Source organism: Amycolatopsis sp. NPDC059235, from assembly GCF_042754125.1.
Taxonomy (GTDB): Bacteria; Actinomycetota; Actinomycetes; order Mycobacteriales; family Pseudonocardiaceae; genus Amycolatopsis; species Amycolatopsis albidoflava.
On sequence record NZ_JBHZAG010000010.1, the window covers coordinates 1 to 17,385 of the forward strand.

Annotated in this window: 19 protein-coding genes; 10 read left to right on the forward strand and 9 right to left on the reverse strand. The window is 70.8% G+C overall.

Annotated features, from left to right (window positions below; genetic code table 11):
• Nucleotides 1-728 precede the first annotated feature (728 nt).
• On the forward strand, nucleotides 729-896 hold the full coding sequence (locus ACFXI3_RS09395) for a hypothetical protein (RefSeq protein ID WP_167493521.1): 168 nt from the start codon (nucleotides 729-731) through the stop codon (nucleotides 894-896).
• Here the strand turns inward: ACFXI3_RS09395 and ACFXI3_RS09400 are convergent, their stop codons facing one another.
• Complete coding sequence (locus ACFXI3_RS09400) at nucleotides 897-1,697, reverse strand: pentapeptide repeat-containing protein (protein ID WP_378399169.1); 801 nt, start codon at nucleotides 1,695-1,697, stop codon at nucleotides 897-899.
• A 46-nt stretch (nucleotides 1,698-1,743) separates the two neighbouring features.
• Entirely contained in the window at nucleotides 1,744-2,148 is a 405-nt protein-coding gene (locus ACFXI3_RS09405) for a hypothetical protein (RefSeq protein WP_378399170.1), read from the reverse strand.
• 77 nt (nucleotides 2,149-2,225) lie between these two features.
• Here ACFXI3_RS09405 and ACFXI3_RS09410 point away from each other — a divergent pair, with 77 nt between their 5' ends.
• Entirely contained in the window at nucleotides 2,226-3,401 is a 1,176-nt protein-coding gene (locus tag ACFXI3_RS09410; protein ID WP_378399171.1) for a sensor histidine kinase, read from the forward strand.
• Nucleotides 3,398-4,003 (forward strand): response regulator transcription factor, encoded by a 606-nt coding sequence (locus tag ACFXI3_RS09415; RefSeq protein ID WP_344275249.1) that lies wholly within the window; start codon nucleotides 3,398-3,400, stop codon nucleotides 4,001-4,003. Before ACFXI3_RS09410 ends, ACFXI3_RS09415 begins: the two co-directional genes overlap by 4 nt.
• Before the next feature lie 3 nt (nucleotides 4,004-4,006).
• On the opposite strand, the gene ACFXI3_RS09420 is transcribed toward ACFXI3_RS09415, so the two are convergent.
• Complete coding sequence (locus tag ACFXI3_RS09420; protein ID WP_378399172.1) at nucleotides 4,007-4,546, reverse strand: TetR/AcrR family transcriptional regulator; 540 nt, start codon at nucleotides 4,544-4,546, stop codon at nucleotides 4,007-4,009.
• 101 nt (nucleotides 4,547-4,647) lie between these two features.
• Between ACFXI3_RS09420 and ACFXI3_RS09425 the strand changes: the two genes are divergently transcribed.
• Nucleotides 4,648-5,493 carry an NmrA/HSCARG family protein gene (locus tag ACFXI3_RS09425; RefSeq protein ID WP_378399173.1) on the forward strand — a complete coding sequence of 282 codons (846 nt, stop codon included), beginning with the start codon at nucleotides 4,648-4,650 and terminating at the stop codon, nucleotides 5,491-5,493.
• A gap of 15 nt (nucleotides 5,494-5,508) precedes the next feature.
• On the opposite strand, the gene ACFXI3_RS09430 is transcribed toward ACFXI3_RS09425, so the two are convergent.
• The gene (locus tag ACFXI3_RS09430) at nucleotides 5,509-6,462 is read right to left on the reverse strand and encodes a DUF5937 family protein (RefSeq protein WP_378399174.1); all 954 of its coding nucleotides are present in this window, start codon (nucleotides 6,460-6,462) and stop codon (nucleotides 5,509-5,511) included.
• 70 nt (nucleotides 6,463-6,532) lie between these two features.
• On the opposite strand from ACFXI3_RS09430, the gene ACFXI3_RS09435 reads away from it, so the two are divergent.
• A complete protein-coding gene (locus tag ACFXI3_RS09435; RefSeq protein WP_378399175.1) occupies nucleotides 6,533-7,693 on the forward strand; it encodes an MFS transporter in 1,161 nt (386 codons plus the stop codon).
• Between the two features lie 74 nt (nucleotides 7,694-7,767).
• Here ACFXI3_RS09435 and ACFXI3_RS09440 read toward each other — a convergent pair whose 3' ends face one another.
• Both ACFXI3_RS09440 and ACFXI3_RS09445 read right to left on the reverse strand, forming a co-directional pair.
• On the reverse strand, nucleotides 7,768-8,256 hold the full coding sequence (locus ACFXI3_RS09440; RefSeq protein ID WP_378399176.1) for a DinB family protein: 489 nt from the start codon (nucleotides 8,254-8,256) through the stop codon (nucleotides 7,768-7,770).
• A 166-nt stretch (nucleotides 8,257-8,422) separates the two neighbouring features.
• Entirely contained in the window at nucleotides 8,423-9,502 is a 1,080-nt protein-coding gene (locus tag ACFXI3_RS09445) for a hypothetical protein (protein ID WP_378399177.1), read from the reverse strand.
• A 207-nt stretch (nucleotides 9,503-9,709) separates the two neighbouring features.
• On the opposite strand from ACFXI3_RS09445, the gene ACFXI3_RS09450 reads away from it, so the two are divergent.
• Entirely contained in the window at nucleotides 9,710-10,222 is a 513-nt protein-coding gene (locus ACFXI3_RS09450; RefSeq protein ID WP_378399178.1) for a hypothetical protein, read from the forward strand.
• A gap of 94 nt (nucleotides 10,223-10,316) precedes the next feature.
• Here ACFXI3_RS09450 and ACFXI3_RS09455 read toward each other — a convergent pair whose 3' ends face one another.
• Complete coding sequence (locus tag ACFXI3_RS09455) at nucleotides 10,317-11,513, reverse strand: cytochrome P450 (RefSeq protein ID WP_378399179.1); 1,197 nt, start codon at nucleotides 11,511-11,513, stop codon at nucleotides 10,317-10,319.
• 273 nt (nucleotides 11,514-11,786) lie between these two features.
• Between ACFXI3_RS09455 and ACFXI3_RS09460 the strand changes: the two genes are divergently transcribed.
• Complete coding sequence (locus ACFXI3_RS09460) at nucleotides 11,787-12,530, forward strand: BTAD domain-containing putative transcriptional regulator (RefSeq protein ID WP_344275222.1); 744 nt, start codon at nucleotides 11,787-11,789, stop codon at nucleotides 12,528-12,530.
• Here the strand turns inward: ACFXI3_RS09460 and ACFXI3_RS09465 are convergent.
• Nucleotides 12,527-13,417: a LysR family transcriptional regulator gene (locus ACFXI3_RS09465; RefSeq protein ID WP_378399180.1), complete on the reverse strand. Its 891-nt coding sequence runs from the start codon at nucleotides 13,415-13,417 to the stop codon at nucleotides 12,527-12,529. The genes ACFXI3_RS09460 and ACFXI3_RS09465 overlap by 4 nt on opposite strands.
• 132 nt (nucleotides 13,418-13,549) lie before the next feature.
• Here ACFXI3_RS09465 and ACFXI3_RS09470 point away from each other — a divergent pair, with 132 nt between their 5' ends.
• The gene (locus ACFXI3_RS09470) at nucleotides 13,550-14,251 is read left to right on the forward strand and encodes a flavodoxin family protein (protein WP_378399181.1); all 702 of its coding nucleotides are present in this window, start codon (nucleotides 13,550-13,552) and stop codon (nucleotides 14,249-14,251) included.
• A gap of 74 nt (nucleotides 14,252-14,325) precedes the next feature.
• On the opposite strand, the gene ACFXI3_RS09475 is transcribed toward ACFXI3_RS09470, so the two are convergent.
• Complete coding sequence (locus ACFXI3_RS09475) at nucleotides 14,326-15,447, reverse strand: FAD-dependent oxidoreductase (protein WP_378399182.1); 1,122 nt, start codon at nucleotides 15,445-15,447, stop codon at nucleotides 14,326-14,328.
• Nucleotides 15,448-15,526: 79 nt separating this feature from the next.
• Here ACFXI3_RS09475 and ACFXI3_RS09480 point away from each other — a divergent pair, with 79 nt between their 5' ends.
• Both ACFXI3_RS09480 and ACFXI3_RS09485 read left to right on the forward strand, forming a co-directional pair.
• The gene (locus ACFXI3_RS09480; protein ID WP_344275210.1) at nucleotides 15,527-16,222 is read left to right on the forward strand and encodes a TetR/AcrR family transcriptional regulator C-terminal domain-containing protein; all 696 of its coding nucleotides are present in this window, start codon (nucleotides 15,527-15,529) and stop codon (nucleotides 16,220-16,222) included.
• Complete coding sequence (locus ACFXI3_RS09485) at nucleotides 16,219-17,382, forward strand: tyrosine-type recombinase/integrase (protein WP_378399183.1); 1,164 nt, start codon at nucleotides 16,219-16,221, stop codon at nucleotides 17,380-17,382. The genes ACFXI3_RS09480 and ACFXI3_RS09485 overlap by 4 nt, the downstream gene beginning before the upstream one ends.
• The last annotated feature ends 3 nt before the right edge of the window (nucleotides 17,383-17,385 follow it).

Genomic DNA, 17,385 nt, shown 5'->3' on the forward strand with positions numbered 1-17,385 from the left:
TTTTTTTAACCGCCCGCCGTGGGGGCGCGGCGACCGCGGCGCGTGGGGGGGGGGGGGGGCGGCCCCCGCCCCCCCCCCCCGCGGGCCGCCCCCCCCCCCCACGACCGCACTAATTCTGGCCCACAGTGAGCGTTTCATGACATTCCCTTCTCTGTGGTGTGCGTGGTCTTGCGACGAGGACAGTTCCAGCCGTCGCGGAGACGGCCGATGCCGGCGATCGACTGTGCATGCGCGCCCCCGGGACGCGATAAACCCCGCCGCCTGAACGCATTCCCCGAATCGAACAGGAAATGCGACACTCGCGAATGATATCGGCCTGCGGCATCCGATGTACATGCACAGAAAGATTATCTGCCCTTATCAAATCGTTGCGCCGTGTGGTCGCGTGCTGTCGCCCGTCGCGCCCAACCTGCTTGCTATTTGTTAACGCCAGGAAAAAGCTTCGGGGTCATTCATCCGCTAAACTCGTTTTCTCCGGATCGACGATTCCGACCGGCAAGCCGCTCCCGGCGACCCGACACGGGGATGTCGCGTGGACCGTCCCCGCACTCATAGTGCCCGCCGACGTCGGTCGGCACCACGGCGCGCGACTCAGGCCCGCTTCACGACGGTCGCGGCAAGGCTGGCAAGGCCGTGAACTCCCTGGCAAGTCCCCTCGACGTCCCACTCCGCCCTGCGGCAACCCGTAAGGGTTGAACTGCACTGAACCATTACCGCACCATGGCGGCATGGAAGAAAACCGTTGCCCCCGTTGCGGCTGGCCCCTGGCCGAGCTGCCCGCCTCCGCTGTCGTTCCCGCGTCGGCGGCCAGCCGGACCGAGTACGTGCGTTGTGTGTGCGGCAGCTGGATCGCCCGGCTCGGCGGAGTGGTCGTCGGGTCGACCCGGCCGCGCTGACTACCAGTGGTCGGGTCGCGTCAGCCGTGCGGGCAGTTTGGTCGCGGTGTCGCCGCGGGCGGCGTTCACCTGGGACTGGGTAAGGAAAAGGCTGTCGGTGAAGTCGGCGCCGCGGATGTCGGCGTCGCGCAGATCCGCGCCGATCAGGTCGGCGCGGCGGAGGTCCGCGCCCCGGAGGTTGGCCGCGATCAGGTACGCGCCGCGCAAGTTCGTGCTGCGCAAGTCCGCTCCGGCCAGTTTCGCGCCGATCAGGTCGGCGCCGCGGCGGTCCTTCTTGCGCCCGGCTCCGGCGCGGACCAGTTCGCTGGTACGGACCAGCAGCGGGTTCACCTGGGCCCGGCGCGTGTCGACGTCGATCGCCAGCACCGCGTCCGCGTCGCCGGCCGTCGCCTGCTCGATCTCGGCGATAGCGGCGTCCAGCTCCGCGTGGATCTCGCGGGTCGCGGTCAGCGAGCGGGCCTCGGCGAGATACCAGAGCAGCTCGTGCAGGTGCCGCATCACCGGCAGTGCGGCGAACATCTGCCCGCGGGTTTCCGGAGCCTCGCGCCAGCTGCGGCCAGCGAACGTCACCTGTGACACCTGCTGTCCCGCGCCGAAACAGTCGTACGCGGTACAGCCCGCGAAACCCTTGGGACGCAACTGATCGTGGATGCCGCAGCGGAAGTCGTGCTGCAGGTTCGGGCACGGGTCGCCGGCGCGCTTGTCGATGGCGAAATCAGCTGATTTGGTGAAGGTGAGCGCGACGCAGCAGAGCGCGAAACAGCTCGTACAGTCGGCAGTCAGGGTGCGGCGGTCGGACAAGGTCTCTCCAGCGAAGGCGGGCGAACCTGTCCAGCGTAGTCGCCGCTCAACTCCCGGCGACGACCACGACGCGTCGGCGGCGCGTGCGCATCGCCAGGGCCGCGAGCACGAACACCTGAAGCTCCGGTTCGACGCCCGGCAGGTCAGCGGCGCTGACGGAGACGCTGCCGGCCTCGTCGACCCGAGCGTGGTCGCGGCGGCCGGTCCGCCGGAACCGAAGCACCTCGTTGCCGCTCTCGACGCTCCAGCTTCGCGCGCCCGGCCGGCGGGTGCTCGCGAGCACCGACCCGTCGGCCGCTAGCAACTGGTACATGCCGAGCCGACGACGGATCCGGTAGCTGGTGCCGTCGAGCTGGAACTGCCCTCCGGACCGGCCCTCGACGACGGTGAGCGGGCGGCCGTCGCTGGTGATCTGGTATTTCGACAGGCCGGATTTCGCTATGCGCAACATGGAACCACCCCAGCATCGCCCCGCCGGAAGAGCCCGTGCCGTTTGTCATGGGTGATCATCGGCGAAGCAGTCGTACCATGATCGACGTGCGCGAACCCGATCCGGACCGCTTCTCGGCCCGCCAGTGGCCGGACTGGAGCTTCTGGACGGACGCGCGGCGCGGAGCAGCCCCTCCGCACCGCGGCCGCGTCCGGTCTGTGGTCGTCAACGGCGTCATGATGGCATTCCTGGTCACCTGGGTCATCGCCCTCGCGGACGGGCAATACGGCCCGGTGCGCACCGGGCTCGTCTTCGGCTTCCTCGGTTGTTACGCCGTCGCGTACCTGCTGGTGCTGTGGTTCGGCCCGCTCGCGTTGCGGCGGCAGCGGATCGCGATGGTGGCCGCGTTGTTCGCGCTCGGCATCACCCCCGCGCTGATCCTCGGCTCCCCGGCGTACCTGACCAGCCTCACCTACGCCATCGCCGCCGGGCTCATGCTGTTGCCGCTGCGGTTCTCCCTGCCGCTCGGCTTCGGGACGGCCGCCGCCCAGATCGCGTGGATGCTCGTGCGGGACGGCCGCGTCGCCTGGGGTCAGGTGCTCACGCTCGTCGCCGTCACCGCGATCCTCGGCGTCGTCTACGCGCTGACGTTCACCATCGGCCATCTCAGGCTCGCCCGCGAGCAGATCCGGCGGATGGCCGTCGACCAGGAGCGGCAGCGCGTCGCCCGGGACCTGCACGACGTCCTCGGCCACAGCCTTTCCACGATGACGCTGAAACTCGGCCTGACCCGGCGGATCCTGGAAACGACGGACGACACCGCAGCGGCGCTCGCCGAGATCCGGGACCTGGACGAGCTGTGCCGGGAAGCCCTTTCCGACGTCCGCGCCACCGTGTCCGACTACCGCACCGTGTCGCTCGCGACCGAAGTCGCCGGCGCCCGGATGGCGCTGCGCGCCGCCGGAGTCCAGGCAGACCTGCCCGCCGAGACCGATGCCGCGACGGCTGATCTGCAGGGCGTTTTCGGTTATGTGGTGAGGGAAGCCGTGACCAACGTGCTCCGCCATTCCGACGCCCAGCGCTGCACCGTCCGCGTCGGCCGCGATTGGCTGGAAGTCGCCGACGACGGCACTGTCCCGGCCGACGTCGTCCCCGGGCACGGTCTCACCGGCCTCGCGGAGCGGATGGCCGCGGTGTCCGGCACGCTCGAACACGGCCGCGGCCCGCACGGCGGATTCCGGGTGCTGGCCCGCGGACCGGCGGGTGCGGCGTGATCCGGGTCCTGCTGGCCGACGACCAGGCGCTCGTGCGCGGCGCGCTGGCTTCCTTGCTGCGGATGGAATCCGACCTCGAGGTGGTCGCCGAGGTCGGCTCCGGCCTCGAAGTCCTGCCCGCCGCGCAGCGGACCGCGCCCGACATCGCGCTCGTCGACGTCCAGATGCCCGGCCGCGACGGGCTCGCCGTGACCGCCGACCTGCGCCGCGCGCTGCCGGAATGCCGCGTGCTGATCTGCACCACCTTCAGCCGCCCCGGATACCTGTCGCGCGCGATGTCCGCGGGCGCGGCCGGGTTCGTGGTGAAGGATTCGCGCCCGGAACAGCTGATCAACGCGATCCGTCGGGTGCACGCCGGACTGCGGTTCGTGGACCCGGCGCTGGCCGCCGAATCGCTGGCCAGCGGCGCGAGCCCGCTCACCGACCGCGAGGCGGACGTCCTGCGCGCAGCGGCGGAAGGCGGGACCGTCGCGGACATGGCGACGGCGCTGGGCCTGTCGGCGGGGACTGTGCGCAACCACCTGTCTTCGGCGATCGGGAAGACCCAAGCCCGCACCCGCGCGGAGGCGGTCCGGGTGGCCGAGACGAGCGGGTGGCTGTAGCGGCTAGGGCGTAGCGAGGCCGTGAAAGATCAGGTCAAGCAAGCTGACCGCCTGCGCGGCCGCGTCCGGCTCCGTCTCGGTAGCCAGCGCGACGGCGTTGACCAGCTTGAACACCTGCCCGACCGAGACATCCGTCCGGACTTCGCCGGCATCCTGCGCCCGGGTCAGAAGCCCTTGCGCCGCCTCGAAAATCGCCGCGCGACACTCTGAGCTTTCCTCGCCCAACGCTGCCAGCAGGGACGCCGCAAGCCCGCGCTTCGCGCTCCCGTGCGCGATGACCTCGCCCAGCCATTCTTTCAACGCGGCACCCGGCGACGCCGCCGACCTCAGCTCGTCCGCCTGCCGGCACAGAGCGTCGATGTGGTCGCGGAAAACGGCCTCCAGCAACGCCTGCCGGGTGGGGAAGTGGCGGTAGAGCGTGGCGTTCCCGACGCCCGCGTGCTGCGCGATGTCGTCCAGCGGCGCGTCCGCCCCCTGCTCGGCGAAGACATTCCGCGCGGCCGCCACGAGCCGGTCGTAGTTGCGCTGGGCGTCGGCCCGCATCGCCGCCTCCTGGTTGCCTAATCGGGGATAGTCCCCGTATCGTAGCTGAAGAAAAGTGGGGAGTATCCCCGTTTAAGGGAATCCAGGCAGCAGGAGGAAAAATGACCACCGTTCTCGTCACCGGAGCCACCGGCACCCAGGGCGGCGCGACCGCCCGCGCACTGCTGGCGGCCGGACAACGAGTCCGCGCGCTGGTCCGCGACCCGGACACTCCCGCCGCACAAGCACTCGACGCCGCCGGCACCGAACTCGTCCGCGGCGACCTGGGCGACCGCGCTTCTCTCGACATCGCCGTCAAAGGCGCCGACGGCGTTTTCAGCGTCCAGCCGACCCTCGGCTATCCCGGCACACCGCCCGATTTCACCATCGACGACGAACTCCGCTACGGCCGCAACGTCGCAGACGCCGCCGCGGCAGCCGGTGTCCGGACGTTCGTGTACGCCTCGGTCGGCTCGGCCGATGCCCCGCACGGCATCACGCGCTGGCAGACCAAGTCCACTTTGGAGCGTTACGCCCGCGACCAGGGCCTTCCGGTGACCGCGCTGCGTCCGGTCCGGTTCATGGAGAACCAGATCCACCCGCAGCTGGGCGTCCGCGACGGCGTGCTGACGGACGTCTTCCTGCCGGAATCGCCGGTGCAGCTCATCGCGGCAGCCGACATCGGCGCGTTCGCCGCACTGGCCTTCACCCGCCCGGCCGAGTACGCCGGGCGGACGATCGAGCTGGCCGGCGACGAGCTGACGATGCCGCAGATCTCTGAGGCCATGGCGCGGGCGACGGGGGAGCCGGTCACCTACCGGCCGATCCCGCGCGAGGCACTGACCGGCCGCGATCCTGATGCCGTGGCGGGCTACGACTTCGCCAACAACGGCGGTTGGCAGGCGGACATCCCGGCGCTGCGCAAGGAACATCCCGGCCTGTTGGACTTCGCTACCTGGCTGGGGTGACCGCGAGCAGAGCCTTCACCGGAGTGGACTGGCCTGGAGCAGCGCGTCGCCCAGGGAGGTGCGCCGGTAGAGCACGCGATGCCGGCTGCGGTCGCTGGCCAGCAGCCCGGCTGCGCGCAGTGTGGTCAGGTGCGCGGACACTGTCGCGGGCGCGAGGCGCAGCTGCTGGGCGAGGTCGACGGTTGCCGAGGGCTGGTCCAAGCAGGCGAGCAGCAGCGCGCGGGTCCGGCCGATCAGGCCGACCAGCGGCTCCGGCGGTTCGGTCGGCGAGGCCCACAGCGATGCGACGCCGCGGGCGGGATACAGCAGCGTCGGCTGCCACGGCGGCACGGTCACCACCCCGACGTTCGGCCACGCGAACACGGCCGGGACGAGCAGCAGGCCGCGGGTGTCGATGTCCAGCCGTTCCCGGGCTTGGACGTCGACGAGGATGGACGTTCCCGCCAGCCGCACCTGCGGGTGCAGTTCGGCCAGCGCCTTGGCGAGCCCGCCCTCGCCGAGCAGGCGCGTCCGGTGTGCGAGGTCAGCGGTGAGCAGTTCGCGCAGCGTGGGCCAGGTCGGCGCGAGCAGTGCGTTCCAGACGGTCTCGAGCTGGTCGGCAAGCAGATCCCGTGCGGTCGCCGGGTCGTCGGGCAAGCCGCTCAGGTCGGCATCGACCATCGCCAGCTCCAGCGCGACCTGCCCGGGCGGCGTGGCGCGAACGGCGTCCAGCTGTGCTGCCGCGGTCGTTTCCGGGCCGTCGGGCGGCGGGCTCAAGAACTCCGTGATGTAGTGCCGCGCGCTCAGCACGGCGGCCAGCTCGGGGATGCCGAGATCGTCGAGAGCGGGAGCGCTGGACACCCACGGCAGGTGCACCGGATGCCCGCGGACGCCCAGGAGGGTCTGCACCGCGCCGAGCGCCTCCTCCAGCGGGGAGATCGCGAACCGGACGCGTTGGCTGCCCGCGGCGGTCATGGCCAGTTCGATCACGGCAAGCCCGCAACATTCGGTTCCACCCGAATCACTATTCCGCACCGCCGGGCCGGGCGAGCGTACTCGCATGTCGTTGTTCACTCATCGGGCGTATTGGCACTGGTCGGCGGGCGTCCAGTGCGCCCGGCTCCCCGCGACCATGGCGCCGCTCGCGTTCACTCTGCTGACCACGGCCACCACTGGGTCGTATCGGCTCGGCAGCGTCCTGATGTCGGTCTATGTCGTCGCCGAGATGGCCGGCGCGGTGCCGCTCGCGAGGTGGCTTGACCGCGTCGGCGTGTCCCGCGGCCTGGCCGCCTTGCTTCTGCTCGCCGCAGCCGGATTCGCCCTGCTCACCGCTGCCGCAGCGGTGCACGCGCCGAACGCCGCGCTGCTCGCGCTCGTCGTGTTGCCTGGTGCCGCGGCGGGCGCTTCGTCCGGCGGCTTTCGGACGCTGTTGGCCGACGTGGTCGACGACGAGCAGCTGCCAAGGGCCGTCTCGGTCGACGCGGTCATCCTCGAATGCGTCCTGGTCGGCGGGCCGGGGTTGGTTGCTCTGCTCGCTTTGGCCGGACCGCTGCTGCCGCTGGCCGCCATGACCGTTGTGTGCCTGCTTGCCGCGGTCCTGGTCCCGCGCCGCGTGAGCGCGCACCAAGGGGCCGGTGCCGGCGATGACGGCCCGCCGCCACCGCCGATCATCTACCTTCCGTGGCTGTGCTGCGCGTTCACCGTCGGGCTGCTCCTGTCCACCATCGAGGTCGCGTCGTTGCCGCTGGTCCATCGTCTGGGCGCGCCCGATGCGGCCGCGCCAGTCGTGATCGCCGTGCTGAGCGGGGCCAGCATCGCGGGCAGCCTGCTCTGTGCGTGGCGGGGAAAGACGGGCGACCCGCGGCTGTTCCTCGCCGGTCTGGTCGCCGGCGGGCTCGCTCTCGCGGCGGACCTCGGCTGGGCTGGCCTGGTGGGCTCGCTGACGCTGATCGGCGGGTGCACCGCGCCGCTGGTGGCCGCGACCTCGGTCAACCTCCAGCGGTTGCTCCCGAAGAACCGGAGGTCAGCCGGGTTCTCGCTGTCGTTCACCGTGCAGGCGTGCGGGTTCGGGCTCGGTTCGCTGGCAGTGGGCGTGCTGCCGTTGTCGCTCGCGCCGCTGTTCGGGGTCGGCTCCGCGGCCGTCGCTGCCGGGATGCTGCTGGCCGTAGCGAAAGTTCAACGCCGAAGGCTGTTCCTTGTGCAGCGCCAGGATGCTTCTTGAGCGCGCGATCCAGAGCCGACGCACTCCTGCCGGTGCCGCCGGGTCTCCGCACGGCACGGCCAGGGCCGGGGGAGTCAGGTCAGGGGCTGGTCGATCTGCTCGCGCAGGATGTCGCCGTGTCCCGCGTGCCGGGCGAATTCCTGGATCATCCCGAGCAGCGTCCAGCGCATGCTGATGGTTCCCTCGCCGGGGAATTCCTTGGTGTCGTCCAGTTCGAAGCGCGCGGCGATCTCCCGCGACCGCTGGCTGGCGCGCTCGTACTCGGCGATCACGTCGGCCACGGTCTCGTCGTCGGTGACGGTGAACGTGCCGACGTCGCGCTTCGAATAGCCGTCGCACTCGGACTCCTCGAGCCCGGCCCAGAACCGCTGGAACCAAATCCGTTCGGCCGCGGCGGCGTGCTTGACCACGGAGATCGGCGTGGACAGCGACGCGACGAGCCGTCGTCGGGCGTCGGTTTCGGACAGTCCGCGAAGGGTCTCGACGAGGGCTTCGCGGTTGCGATCGAGCGTGTTCTCGAGGAGCGCTCGTTCGGTGCCGTTGGTGAGGCGTTCGGTGGGCATGGTTGTGCTCCGTTTCGTGGGCATGGCTGGGGACGACCTGACGAGGCCGGGATCGATGAAGTGCGCCGAGGCGGGCCAGGAAAAGCACCGCGGGCAAGAACAGTCCGCCGGGAAGATCCGGCGACTGAGGTCATTGAACCACAACCCAGCCAGGCGTGCGGCCGCCTCAGTGCCCAGCCGCTTCCTCTTCCGTCTCCTCGGCCTTCTCTGCATCCCGCAGGCGTTTCAACTCGTCCAGCTCAGCCTGCTGCGCACTGACGCGAACGCGAAGTTCCCCCAGCTCAGCGTGCAGCGGCGCCAGCGTTTCGGCGTACCCCTTGGTCGCCTGACTCAACTGCGCCGCTGACTCGGCGACCCGCTGATCCGCCGCGAGCTGGACCCCGCGCACCCGCTCGTCCGCCTCAGCCGCGTGCTCGCGCATCCGCAGTTCCTGGTCGCGCAACCGGCTTTCGTGCTCGGCGGCCAACGACGTCCGCAGCTCCTGCTGTGCCTCCGCTGCGTCGCGACGGGCCTGTTCGAGATCCTCGACCGCTGTCGCGCGCAAGGCCGAGATCTCGCGCTGCAGGCCCGTGACCCGGTCATGCGCCGCTGCCGCCTGTTCGAGCGCGCGCTGCCGATTGTTCTCCGCCTCATCGCGAACGGCCAACGCCGCTTCCTGCGCCTTCCTTGCCGCAGAAGCATTCGAGAGCGCACTGTCGCGCTCGGCACGGTCCACTTCGGACTGCTTTTTGGCCTCCGCCTCAGCCTCGCGCGCCTCCTCCGCGGCGGCCATCGCGTGTGCTCGCTCCGCGTTCGCCACCCTGGCCTGCTCCACCGCCTCGTCGCGGGCCGCCTCAGCCTCTTCCCGCGCTTTGAGAGCCGCCGCGGTCTGGTCGGTGACGTGCGTGCGGAGCGCGGACAGCTCCGCGTGCAGCGGGTCCAACGCCGACAACGCCGAGCCGAGCTGCTCGTCGAGCGACTGGGTGTCGAGCAGGATCATCGGCTGGTCGGGGCCGTAGACGGTCACCCAGATCTCGCGCTGCTCGTCGAGCAGCGCACACGTGACGACCTTCGCGCCCCACTTTCCGTACCGCTCGGGATCGGCCGGGCAGTACGGCGTCGGCCGCCCGCCCTGACGGGGGATAGGCGGCAGCGGCTGACCGCAGTAGGCGCACCCCGCCTCGTCCCCGGCGGTCAACGCGCGCACGGTCGCCTCCCGCCGCTCTTCCCGGCTCCCACGCCGGATCGGCGGCCCACCCGTCTCCATCGATGCCCCTTTCTGCAGGTGAGACCCACTCTACAGTTAGAGTATTGATACGCAAACACCAGGTATCAAAAACAAAACCAAAACCAGTCAGGACCCGCGATGGCCTGGAGTCATATGGATAACTGAGATTATTCATATAGGCAGATGCCAGCGCCTGGCTACCCTGGTCGGACGCCGACCATGACGCCGGAGACAAGGGGACACGGGGTGACCGAGAGCGGGCAGCGGACCTTCTCCTTCTGCCTCCAACCCGCGACGCGGCCGCCCGGGGTCGTCGAGCCCGCGCCGGACTGCGAGCTCGACTTCGACTCGCTGGTCATCGAAGCGTGCGGAGTGCTCGCCGCGACGGACTGCGCGTTCACCGTCCGCGGATTCGGCGACGACTGGCCAGCAGACGTCGCCTACGACCTGTCGACGCTGGTCGAGCAGCTCCCAAGCCTCCTGAACGCCCTGCGCGCACACCGCGACAGCGAGCTCGACTTCTACGGCCAGGGCATCGAGCGAACGCTGCATTTCCGCCTGTCCGGCGAAGGCGAAGGCGAAGACGCGCGGATCGCCTGCACGTCGAGGACTTCCTGGACCCCGCGCCCCGAAGTCGAGTTCATCGCCCGCGACCGTCTCGAGGAGATGATCCTCGACCTGCTGTCCGCCTTCAGCAGTTCGCTGCGGACAGCGGCCTCACCGCTGGCCGACGCCCCGCCCTTCCCCTCCTGGCGGTGAGCTGCCCTCGACCTCCCGGCGCCTGCGGTCGACGTCGAAAAGCCGCACGTCCAGCGCCGTCGCCTCGCTCGAAAACCGGCCCCGTTCCGGCGACCTACCGCCAGTGCAGCGAGGTTTTCCGCCGAACCGACACCTGGACCGGCAGCGAAGTCAGCCCGCGCAGGGTCGCGGTGTCCTCCCAGGCCGGACAGCCGGCCAGCGTGAGCGTGATTCCGTTGTCCCGCAAGCAGTCGAAGAGCGTGCGCAGCTGCAGGTTGACCAGCGCGGCGCCGAGACAGGAATGCGCGCCGCGGCCGAATCCGAGGTGCAGGCCGCGCCGGGGCCGCGGATTCACCTCGTCCGGGCAAGGGAACACGGCGGGATCGCGGTTCGCCGCGGCCAGCAGCACGATCACGACGTCGCCGCGCCGGATGCGCTGGCCGCCCAGTTCGCCGTCTGCGACGCAGATGCGGCCGTCGGCTTGCACGGAGCCGTCGAGGCGGACCAGTTCGTCGGCGAGATCGTCCGCCCCGTCCAAAGCGGACAGCTGATCCAGCAGGCCCGGCCGGCGCGCCAGACGCAGCAAAGCCGCGCCGAGCAGGCGGCTGGACGATTCGTAACCCGCGTGCAGGACCGCGCGGAGCGAGTTCGCCAGCAGGTCCGCGGAGATGCCGGGGCGGACGTAGCGCGCGCGGCGGGCGGCGGCGACGAAACCGATTTGATTGTCGTCGGCCAGCCAACCGGCGACGAGTTCGCTCAGCCGCGCCCGAGCCTGGTCCCCGGCCTCCGCGCGGGACGGGTCGAGACCGGAATCCATGCTGCGCACGATGGCGTTGGAGTAACGCTCGAACTCCTCGCCGTCCGGCGGTTGCACGCCGAGATAGCGGCTGATCGCGTCGAGCGCGACCGGGCGGGCGAAGCCCCACACCAGGTCGGCCGGGCAGGCGTCTCCCAGCGCGAGCAGCCGGGAAGTCATGGTCGTGCGCAGGTGGTCGGCCATCGCGCGCTGCGGCACTTGGTGCAGCGCGCAGACGAGCAGACGGCGGATCCCGGTGTGCTCCGGCGGGTCGAGCTGCTGCAGGTTCACCGACGCGGCGGGAACGTCGATCCCGGCCCGGCGGAAGTCCGCGGCGTAGCGGGCGGTGTCGGCGAGCACCTGGCGTCCGGCGGCGTGTTCGGTGACGACCCAGGAGCCCAGCATTCCGTGCCAGTACACCGGATGCGCCTCGCGCAGCCTGCGGTAATACGGGTGCGGGTCGGCGAGCACGCGCGGGTCGAGCGGCTCGAAGTACGGGTCGTCGTGCGGTGCCAAGACGTCCTCCGGTTCCCCGGCGAGAACGCCGCGCCCGCACTGCGCTTGCCGGGTCAGTGGCGGTACAGCATGGGCCTTCACCTCCCGATTTCCGTTCCCGGCAGCGGGAAACCGCGCCATCGGTCGGCGAAAGCCGGCGGGCGCGTTCCCGATGCGGAGCGACGCTGCCCGGGCCGTGGCCCATCGTGGCCGGGGCGCCTTGTCGAAACCTTGCCGCGACCTTGAAACCGCGGCGGCGGGACTGGTATCCCGGAAACAACCCAGGGAGGTTCCGTGAGCGGCACCGAGGTCAGGGTTCTCGGAGAGGTCGAAATACGGGTCGGCGAACGGATTCTCGCGCTGGGCCCGCCGCGGCAGCGCCGGCTCCTCGCGGCGCTTCTCATCCAGCCGAACGTCCAGATCTCGGCCGGCGAGCTGATCAGCCGGGTCTGGAACGGCTCCCCGCCGGCGCGCGTGCACAACGCGCTCTACAGCTACGTTTCCCGGCTTCGCGGGGTGGTTCAGCACAGCGATCGGCTGGTGCTGACGCGCGGGCACCGCGGATACGTGCTGATCGTCGACGAGGACGACATCGACCTGTGCCGGTTCCGCGGGCTGGTGTCGCGGGCGCGGAAATCCGGCAGCGACCGGCGGCGGGCGAAACAGTCTTACGAAGCCGCGTTGTCGCTCTGCCGCGGAGTTCCGTTCGTCGATGTCGACGCCGCGTGGCTGGTCGATCTGCGCGCGCGGTTCGCTGCCGAACGGCTCGGGGCGGAGCTGGATCTGTTCGACATCTGCCTGCGGGAAGGCAAGTCGTCCGAGCTGCTCGGCCCGCTGAACCACTACGCCGCCGAACATCCGCTGGACGAGCGGATCGCCGCGCAGCTGATGACGGTGCTGTGCCGGCACGGCCGCCAGGCGGACGCGCTTCGCCGGTACGCCGGGCTGAGCCGCCGCCTCCGCACCGAGCTGGGCGTCGATCCCGGCGCGCGGTTGGTGGAGCTGCACGGCCGGATCCTGTCCGGCGCGTGTCCTTAACCCGCGAAAGAAGCCCGCACCAACAGATCCCGCAGCGCGAGCGCGACTTCGGACGGCTTTTCGGGCAAGAGGACGACCTGGTCGGCAGTCGTCGAAGGACCGGTCAGCGGGATGATCCGCAGTCCCGGCGGCTGGTGGTCCAGTGCCGATTCGACGGTGATCCCGATGCCCGTTCCGGCCGCGACGTGGGCGGCGATCGCCTGCACGCTGTCGGCGGTCCGGATGATCCGCAGGTCCGCCCCGCTGATCCGGAACGCGGACAGCAGCCGGTCGCACAGCCCGCTGTTGATCTGGTGCGGCCAGGTCAGCAACGCGCTCGAGGACAGCTCGGCGGCGCTCAGTTCGGCATGTCCGGCAAGGGAATGCGCCGCGGGCACAAGCGCGACGAACCGTTCGGCGGACAGCACCCTCGCCCGCACGCCGTCGATTCCGCCGGCCGCCCAGCCGATGCCGAGCCCGACGGTTTCCGCGCGCAGGCCGGCGAGCTGAGCGGTGGTCGGCATCGGCTCCGGCACGATGGCGACGTCCGGGAACCGCTCGCGCAGCTGCGGCAGGCAGCGCATCAGCACTTGGTGCGCGGTGTACTCGGCGTGAGCGACGACGAGAGTGGTGCGCGCCCGGTCGCCGCCGGCCAGGGAACGGCCGCGTTGCTCGAAGCGGCGCAGCTGGGCGAGGGTGGCGTGGGCGTCGGGCAGGAGCGCTTCGCCGAGATCGGTCAGCGTGACGCGGCGGCTGGTGCGGTGGAACAGCTTGCCGCCCAAGGTTTTCTCCAGACGGCGGACGGCGTCGCTGACGGTCGGCTGTCCGCGGTGGAGGCGTTCGGCGGCGCGGCCGAAGTGGAGCTCCTCCGCGACGGTGACGAACGCTTCGAGCTCGATCCTGTCCACCGGAGCAGGCTAGCCCGATCGATCGGCGTCACCGATCGCTGGGTGCCGGAGAACGGCGTTGATGGCGTCCGGCGATCGGGATGAGATGGGAAGCAAGCAGGGGATTTCCCCACGACCGGAAGAAGTTTTCGCATGACAGCCAATGCCGTTGACGGCATTCCCAACGCCACCGTGACCGTCGTCTGCCACTCGGTGCACGGCCACACCCGTCTCCTGGCCGAGCACCTCGCCGAAGGGGCCCGGCAGGTGCCGGGCGTGCAGGTGCACCTCGTCGACATCCGGGCCGACGACGTCACCGCGGGCCGCTGGCACGACAGCGAGGTCATGGCGTTGCTGGGCCGTTCCGACGCGATCGTCCTGGGCTGCCCGACGCTGATGGGCAGCGTGTCGGCGGTGTTCAAGGCGTTCATGGAGGCCGCGTTCACGCCGTTCACGACGCAGGCGTGGAAGGACAAGCTGGCCGGCGGGTTCACCATGTCCGCGTCGCAGAGCGGCGACAAGCTGGCGGTGTTGCAGCAGCTGTCGGTGTTCGCGGCGCAGCTGGGCATGCAGTGGATCGGCGTGGGCGACATGCCGGGCAACAACTGGAGCGGCGGGACCCGCGACGACGTCAACCGGCTCGGCTCGTGGCTGGGGCTGATGAGCCAGAGCCACGCCGACCTCGGCCCGGAGGAGGCCGGTTCGCCCGGCGACCGGGTCACCGCCCAGCGCTACGGCGAGCGGATCGCCCGGCTGACGCAGCGGTGGGTCAACGGCGTGCCGTACGAAACCGGCCGGATGACCGAGCACGAGGCCCGTGCGCTCTCCGCCTCCCTCCGGGAAGCAGTGGCCTGACGCAGGTGAGTCCGTGAAGGGCTCCTTGCAGGAATTAGATTCCCTCAAGGAGCCCTTCACGGACCTGCCCAGGGCTAGGTCCCGGCGACGAAGTCGGCGAGCAGGCCGTGCGGTGCGTCGGGGCCGAACATCTGCCGTTGCAGGTGCGCGCCCTCGGCGGCGGTTTCCTCGCCGCGCGGGAACATCGCCTGTTCGTACTCGGCCAGCGCGGCCTCGACGTCGCCGGGATGGGCGGCGAGCGCGAGCCCGAGTTCGGCGCCGTCGAGCATGGCCAGGTTCGCGCCTTCTCCGTTCGGCGGGGCGAGGTGCGCGGCGTCGCCGATCAGCGTCACACCAGGTACCCGCTCCCACCGGAGCCCGATCGGCAGGCCGTAGTGCGGGCGCAGGACCGGCGCGGTGTTGCTTTCGGTGATCAGCGTGGTCAACGCCGTCGACCAGCCCTCGTACTCCGCCGCGATCCGGGCGGTCGCGGCAGCTGCGTCGGCGAAATCGATGCTGTCGAACCAGTCCAGCGACCGTTCGAGCCCGATGTAGGCGTGCAGGATTCCGTCTCGCTCGCGGTGCGCGGTGATGCCGTGGCCGGGTGCGAGCACCAGCAGCATCCCGCCGCCGACCGCTTCGGCCGTGGCCGGGAACCGCCGGTCGGAGTCGTAGACGAAGGTCTCGACCGAGGACACCCCGCTGTACTCCGGCTTCGCCGAGGACAGCAGCGGCCGGACCTTCGACCAGGCGCCATCCGCGCCGACCAGCAGATTCGTTGTCACTGTGGTTCCGTCGGCGAACGCCACCTCGTAGCCCTCGGCCACGGCCCTAACGCCGCTGACCTTGTGTCCCCAGTGGACAGTGACCTCGGGCAGCGAGTCGATCAGCAGCTGCCGAAGCTCGCCGCGGTGGACTTCGGGACGGCCGCCGGTGCCGTCGTCGGGTTGTTTGAACAGCACTGTCCCGTCCCGGTCGAGCAGCCGCAGTTCTTGTCTCCCCTCCAGGATCAGGGTGCGGAATTCGGCGGTCAGCCCGGCGGCTTCCACGGCGAGCTGACCGTTGTAGTCGTGGATGTCGAGCAGGCCGCCCTGGGCGCGCGAGGCCGGCGACGGCTCGGCTTCGTAGACAGCGGCGGGGATTCCGCGGACGTGCAGGACGCGGGCGAGCGTGAGACCGCCGAGCCCGGCGCCGACGATCGTGACGGGTGTGTTCATGACACGGCTCCTTCGAGAGAGAATTTCTGGTACGCCATTCCATGTTGGAACGGCGCTCCAGATGTGTCAAGATGGACCCATGGCTACGGGGACGCGCCGGGCACAGCGGCGCACGGAGGCGCTCTCTCGGGAGCGCATCGTCGAGGCGGCGGTGGAACTGCTGGACGCGGCCGGCGAGAGCGGCCTGACTTTCCGGGTGCTCACCGAGCGGCTCGCGACCGGTCCCGGCGCGATCTACTGGCACGTCGCGAACAAGGGCGAACTGCTGGTCGCCGCGACCGACGCGGTGGTGGCGGACGCGCTGGCGGCGGAGTCGGCCGGATCGCCGCGCGAGGAAGTGCACGCGGTCGCGCTCGGGCTGTTCTCCGCGATCGACGCGCATCCGTGGCTCGCCGCGCAGCTTCTGCTTCAGTTGTCCCGCAGCCCCGGCGGGCCGGTGACGCCGCGGATTCTCGAGAGCCTCGGCCGCCGGGTCCGCGCGCTGGGCGTGCCCGAGGAGCACTGGTTCACCGCGACGTCGGTTCTGATGCACTACGTCCTGGGCGCGGCCGGGCAGAACGCGGCGAACAGCCAGGTGACCGAGCCGGACGCGGACCGGGCCGAATTCCTTGCCGCCACGGCGGAAGCGTGGGAGGCACTGGACCCGGCGGAGTACGAGACGACCCGGGCGATGGCGGGCCAGATGAGCGAGCACGACGACCGCGAGCAGTTCCTCGCCGGGATCGATCTCGTGCTCGCCGGGGTCGCCGCGCTGTATCCGGGCGGGCGCGCATGACCCTCGCGGTGACCGATGCCGGGGGAGCGGGCAAGGACGCGCGGGAGCGGTTCGGGGAGTTTCTGCGCGTGTACGCGTCGGTCAACACCCGCGTCGCGTACGCGACCGATCTCGGCATCCCGCTCGACTGGGTGCCCGGCTACCAGCCGCCGGACCCGGGCCGTCGCCGCGGCCGGGCGCGGCGGACCGATCCGGACGCGCTCGCGTGGCTGCCGTGGTGCCTGCGCAACGGGTTCACGTCCTTCGCCGACGTCCGGGTGGAGCACGTCGAGCAGTGGCTGGACGAGCTGGCCCAAGCCGGCTACCGCGACGCGACGCGCGGCCGGATGCTGTCGGCGGTGTCCGCGTTCTACCGCAAGTACCTGCTGCGGGAGGGCTTGGCCGGGCACAATCCCGCTGCGCTCGTCGACCGGCGCGCGCAGCATCTCAACCGGCCTTCCGGCGTACCGTCGCAGACCGCGCGCTGGTCGTTCGACGCGTGCCGGGCGTTGCTGCTCGCCGCGTGGCTGCTGGTCGACCACAGCCGCAACGGCCTGCGCGACCGGGCGATGGTCGAGATCCTGATCGGCACCGGGGTGCGCGCGGAGGAACTCGTCGGCGTCGATCTGGGCGACTACCGGCGGCCGGCCGCGGGCGGCATCGGCGTGCTTCGCGTGCACGGCAAGGGATCCAAGGACCGCGAGGTCGCGCTGGCCGCACCGGTGGCGGACGCGCTCGACGCCTATCTCGCGGACCGCGTCACGCCGCAGGTCCCGGCGCTGCGCGGGCAGGTGGGCGCGAATCGGGCGGAGCCGCTGTTCGTCACCAGCACCGGCGCGCGCGTGCACGTTTCGCACGTGACGGCGTTGCTGCGGCGGCTGTGCGCGACGTTCTGCCAGCCGCCCAAGACCGCGCGGCTGCGGGAACTGCTCGACACCGCCGAGGCCCGGTTCGTCGCGACGCACCTGCATTCGTTGTGCGACACCATCCATCCGCACTCGGCGCGCCACTCCTACGCGACGCACGCGATCGAGCGAGGGGTCCCGCCGCGCCAGGTGCAGCGCGATCTCGGGCACGCCGCGTTGTCGACCACCGAGGGGTATCTCCACGACGAGAACGCCATCCGCGATTCCGCCGCGCACGAACTCGCTCCGGCGTTGCACCGCGGCTGGCTCGGCTGATCC

Bases quoted from the DNA above. Each gene is read 5' to 3' on its own strand.
- ACFXI3_RS09395 (WP_167493521.1), top strand. From the start codon at position 729: ATGGAAGAAAACCGTTGCCCCCGTTGCGGCTGGCCCCTGGCCGAGCTG.
- ACFXI3_RS09405 (WP_378399170.1), bottom strand. From the start codon at position 2,148: ATGTTGCGCATAGCGAAATCCGGCCTGTCGAAATACCAGATCACCAGC.
- ACFXI3_RS09410 (WP_378399171.1), top strand. From the start codon at position 2,226: ATGATCGACGTGCGCGAACCCGATCCGGACCGCTTCTCGGCCCGCCAG.
- ACFXI3_RS09420 (WP_378399172.1), bottom strand. From the start codon at position 4,546: ATGCGGGCCGACGCCCAGCGCAACTACGACCGGCTCGTGGCGGCCGCG.
- ACFXI3_RS09425 (WP_378399173.1), top strand. From the start codon at position 4,648: ATGACCACCGTTCTCGTCACCGGAGCCACCGGCACCCAGGGCGGCGCG.
- ACFXI3_RS09435 (WP_378399175.1), top strand. From the start codon at position 6,533: ATGTCGTTGTTCACTCATCGGGCGTATTGGCACTGGTCGGCGGGCGTC.
- ACFXI3_RS09440 (WP_378399176.1), bottom strand. From the start codon at position 8,256: ATGCCCACCGAACGCCTCACCAACGGCACCGAACGAGCGCTCCTCGAG.
- ACFXI3_RS09445 (WP_378399177.1), bottom strand. From the start codon at position 9,502: ATGGAGACGGGTGGGCCGCCGATCCGGCGTGGGAGCCGGGAAGAGCGG.
- ACFXI3_RS09470 (WP_378399181.1), top strand. From the start codon at position 13,550: ATGACAGCCAATGCCGTTGACGGCATTCCCAACGCCACCGTGACCGTC.
- ACFXI3_RS09475 (WP_378399182.1), bottom strand. From the start codon at position 15,447: ATGAACACACCCGTCACGATCGTCGGCGCCGGGCTCGGCGGTCTCACG.
- ACFXI3_RS09480 (WP_344275210.1), top strand. From the start codon at position 15,527: ATGGCTACGGGGACGCGCCGGGCACAGCGGCGCACGGAGGCGCTCTCT.
- ACFXI3_RS09485 (WP_378399183.1), top strand. From the start codon at position 16,219: ATGACCCTCGCGGTGACCGATGCCGGGGGAGCGGGCAAGGACGCGCGG.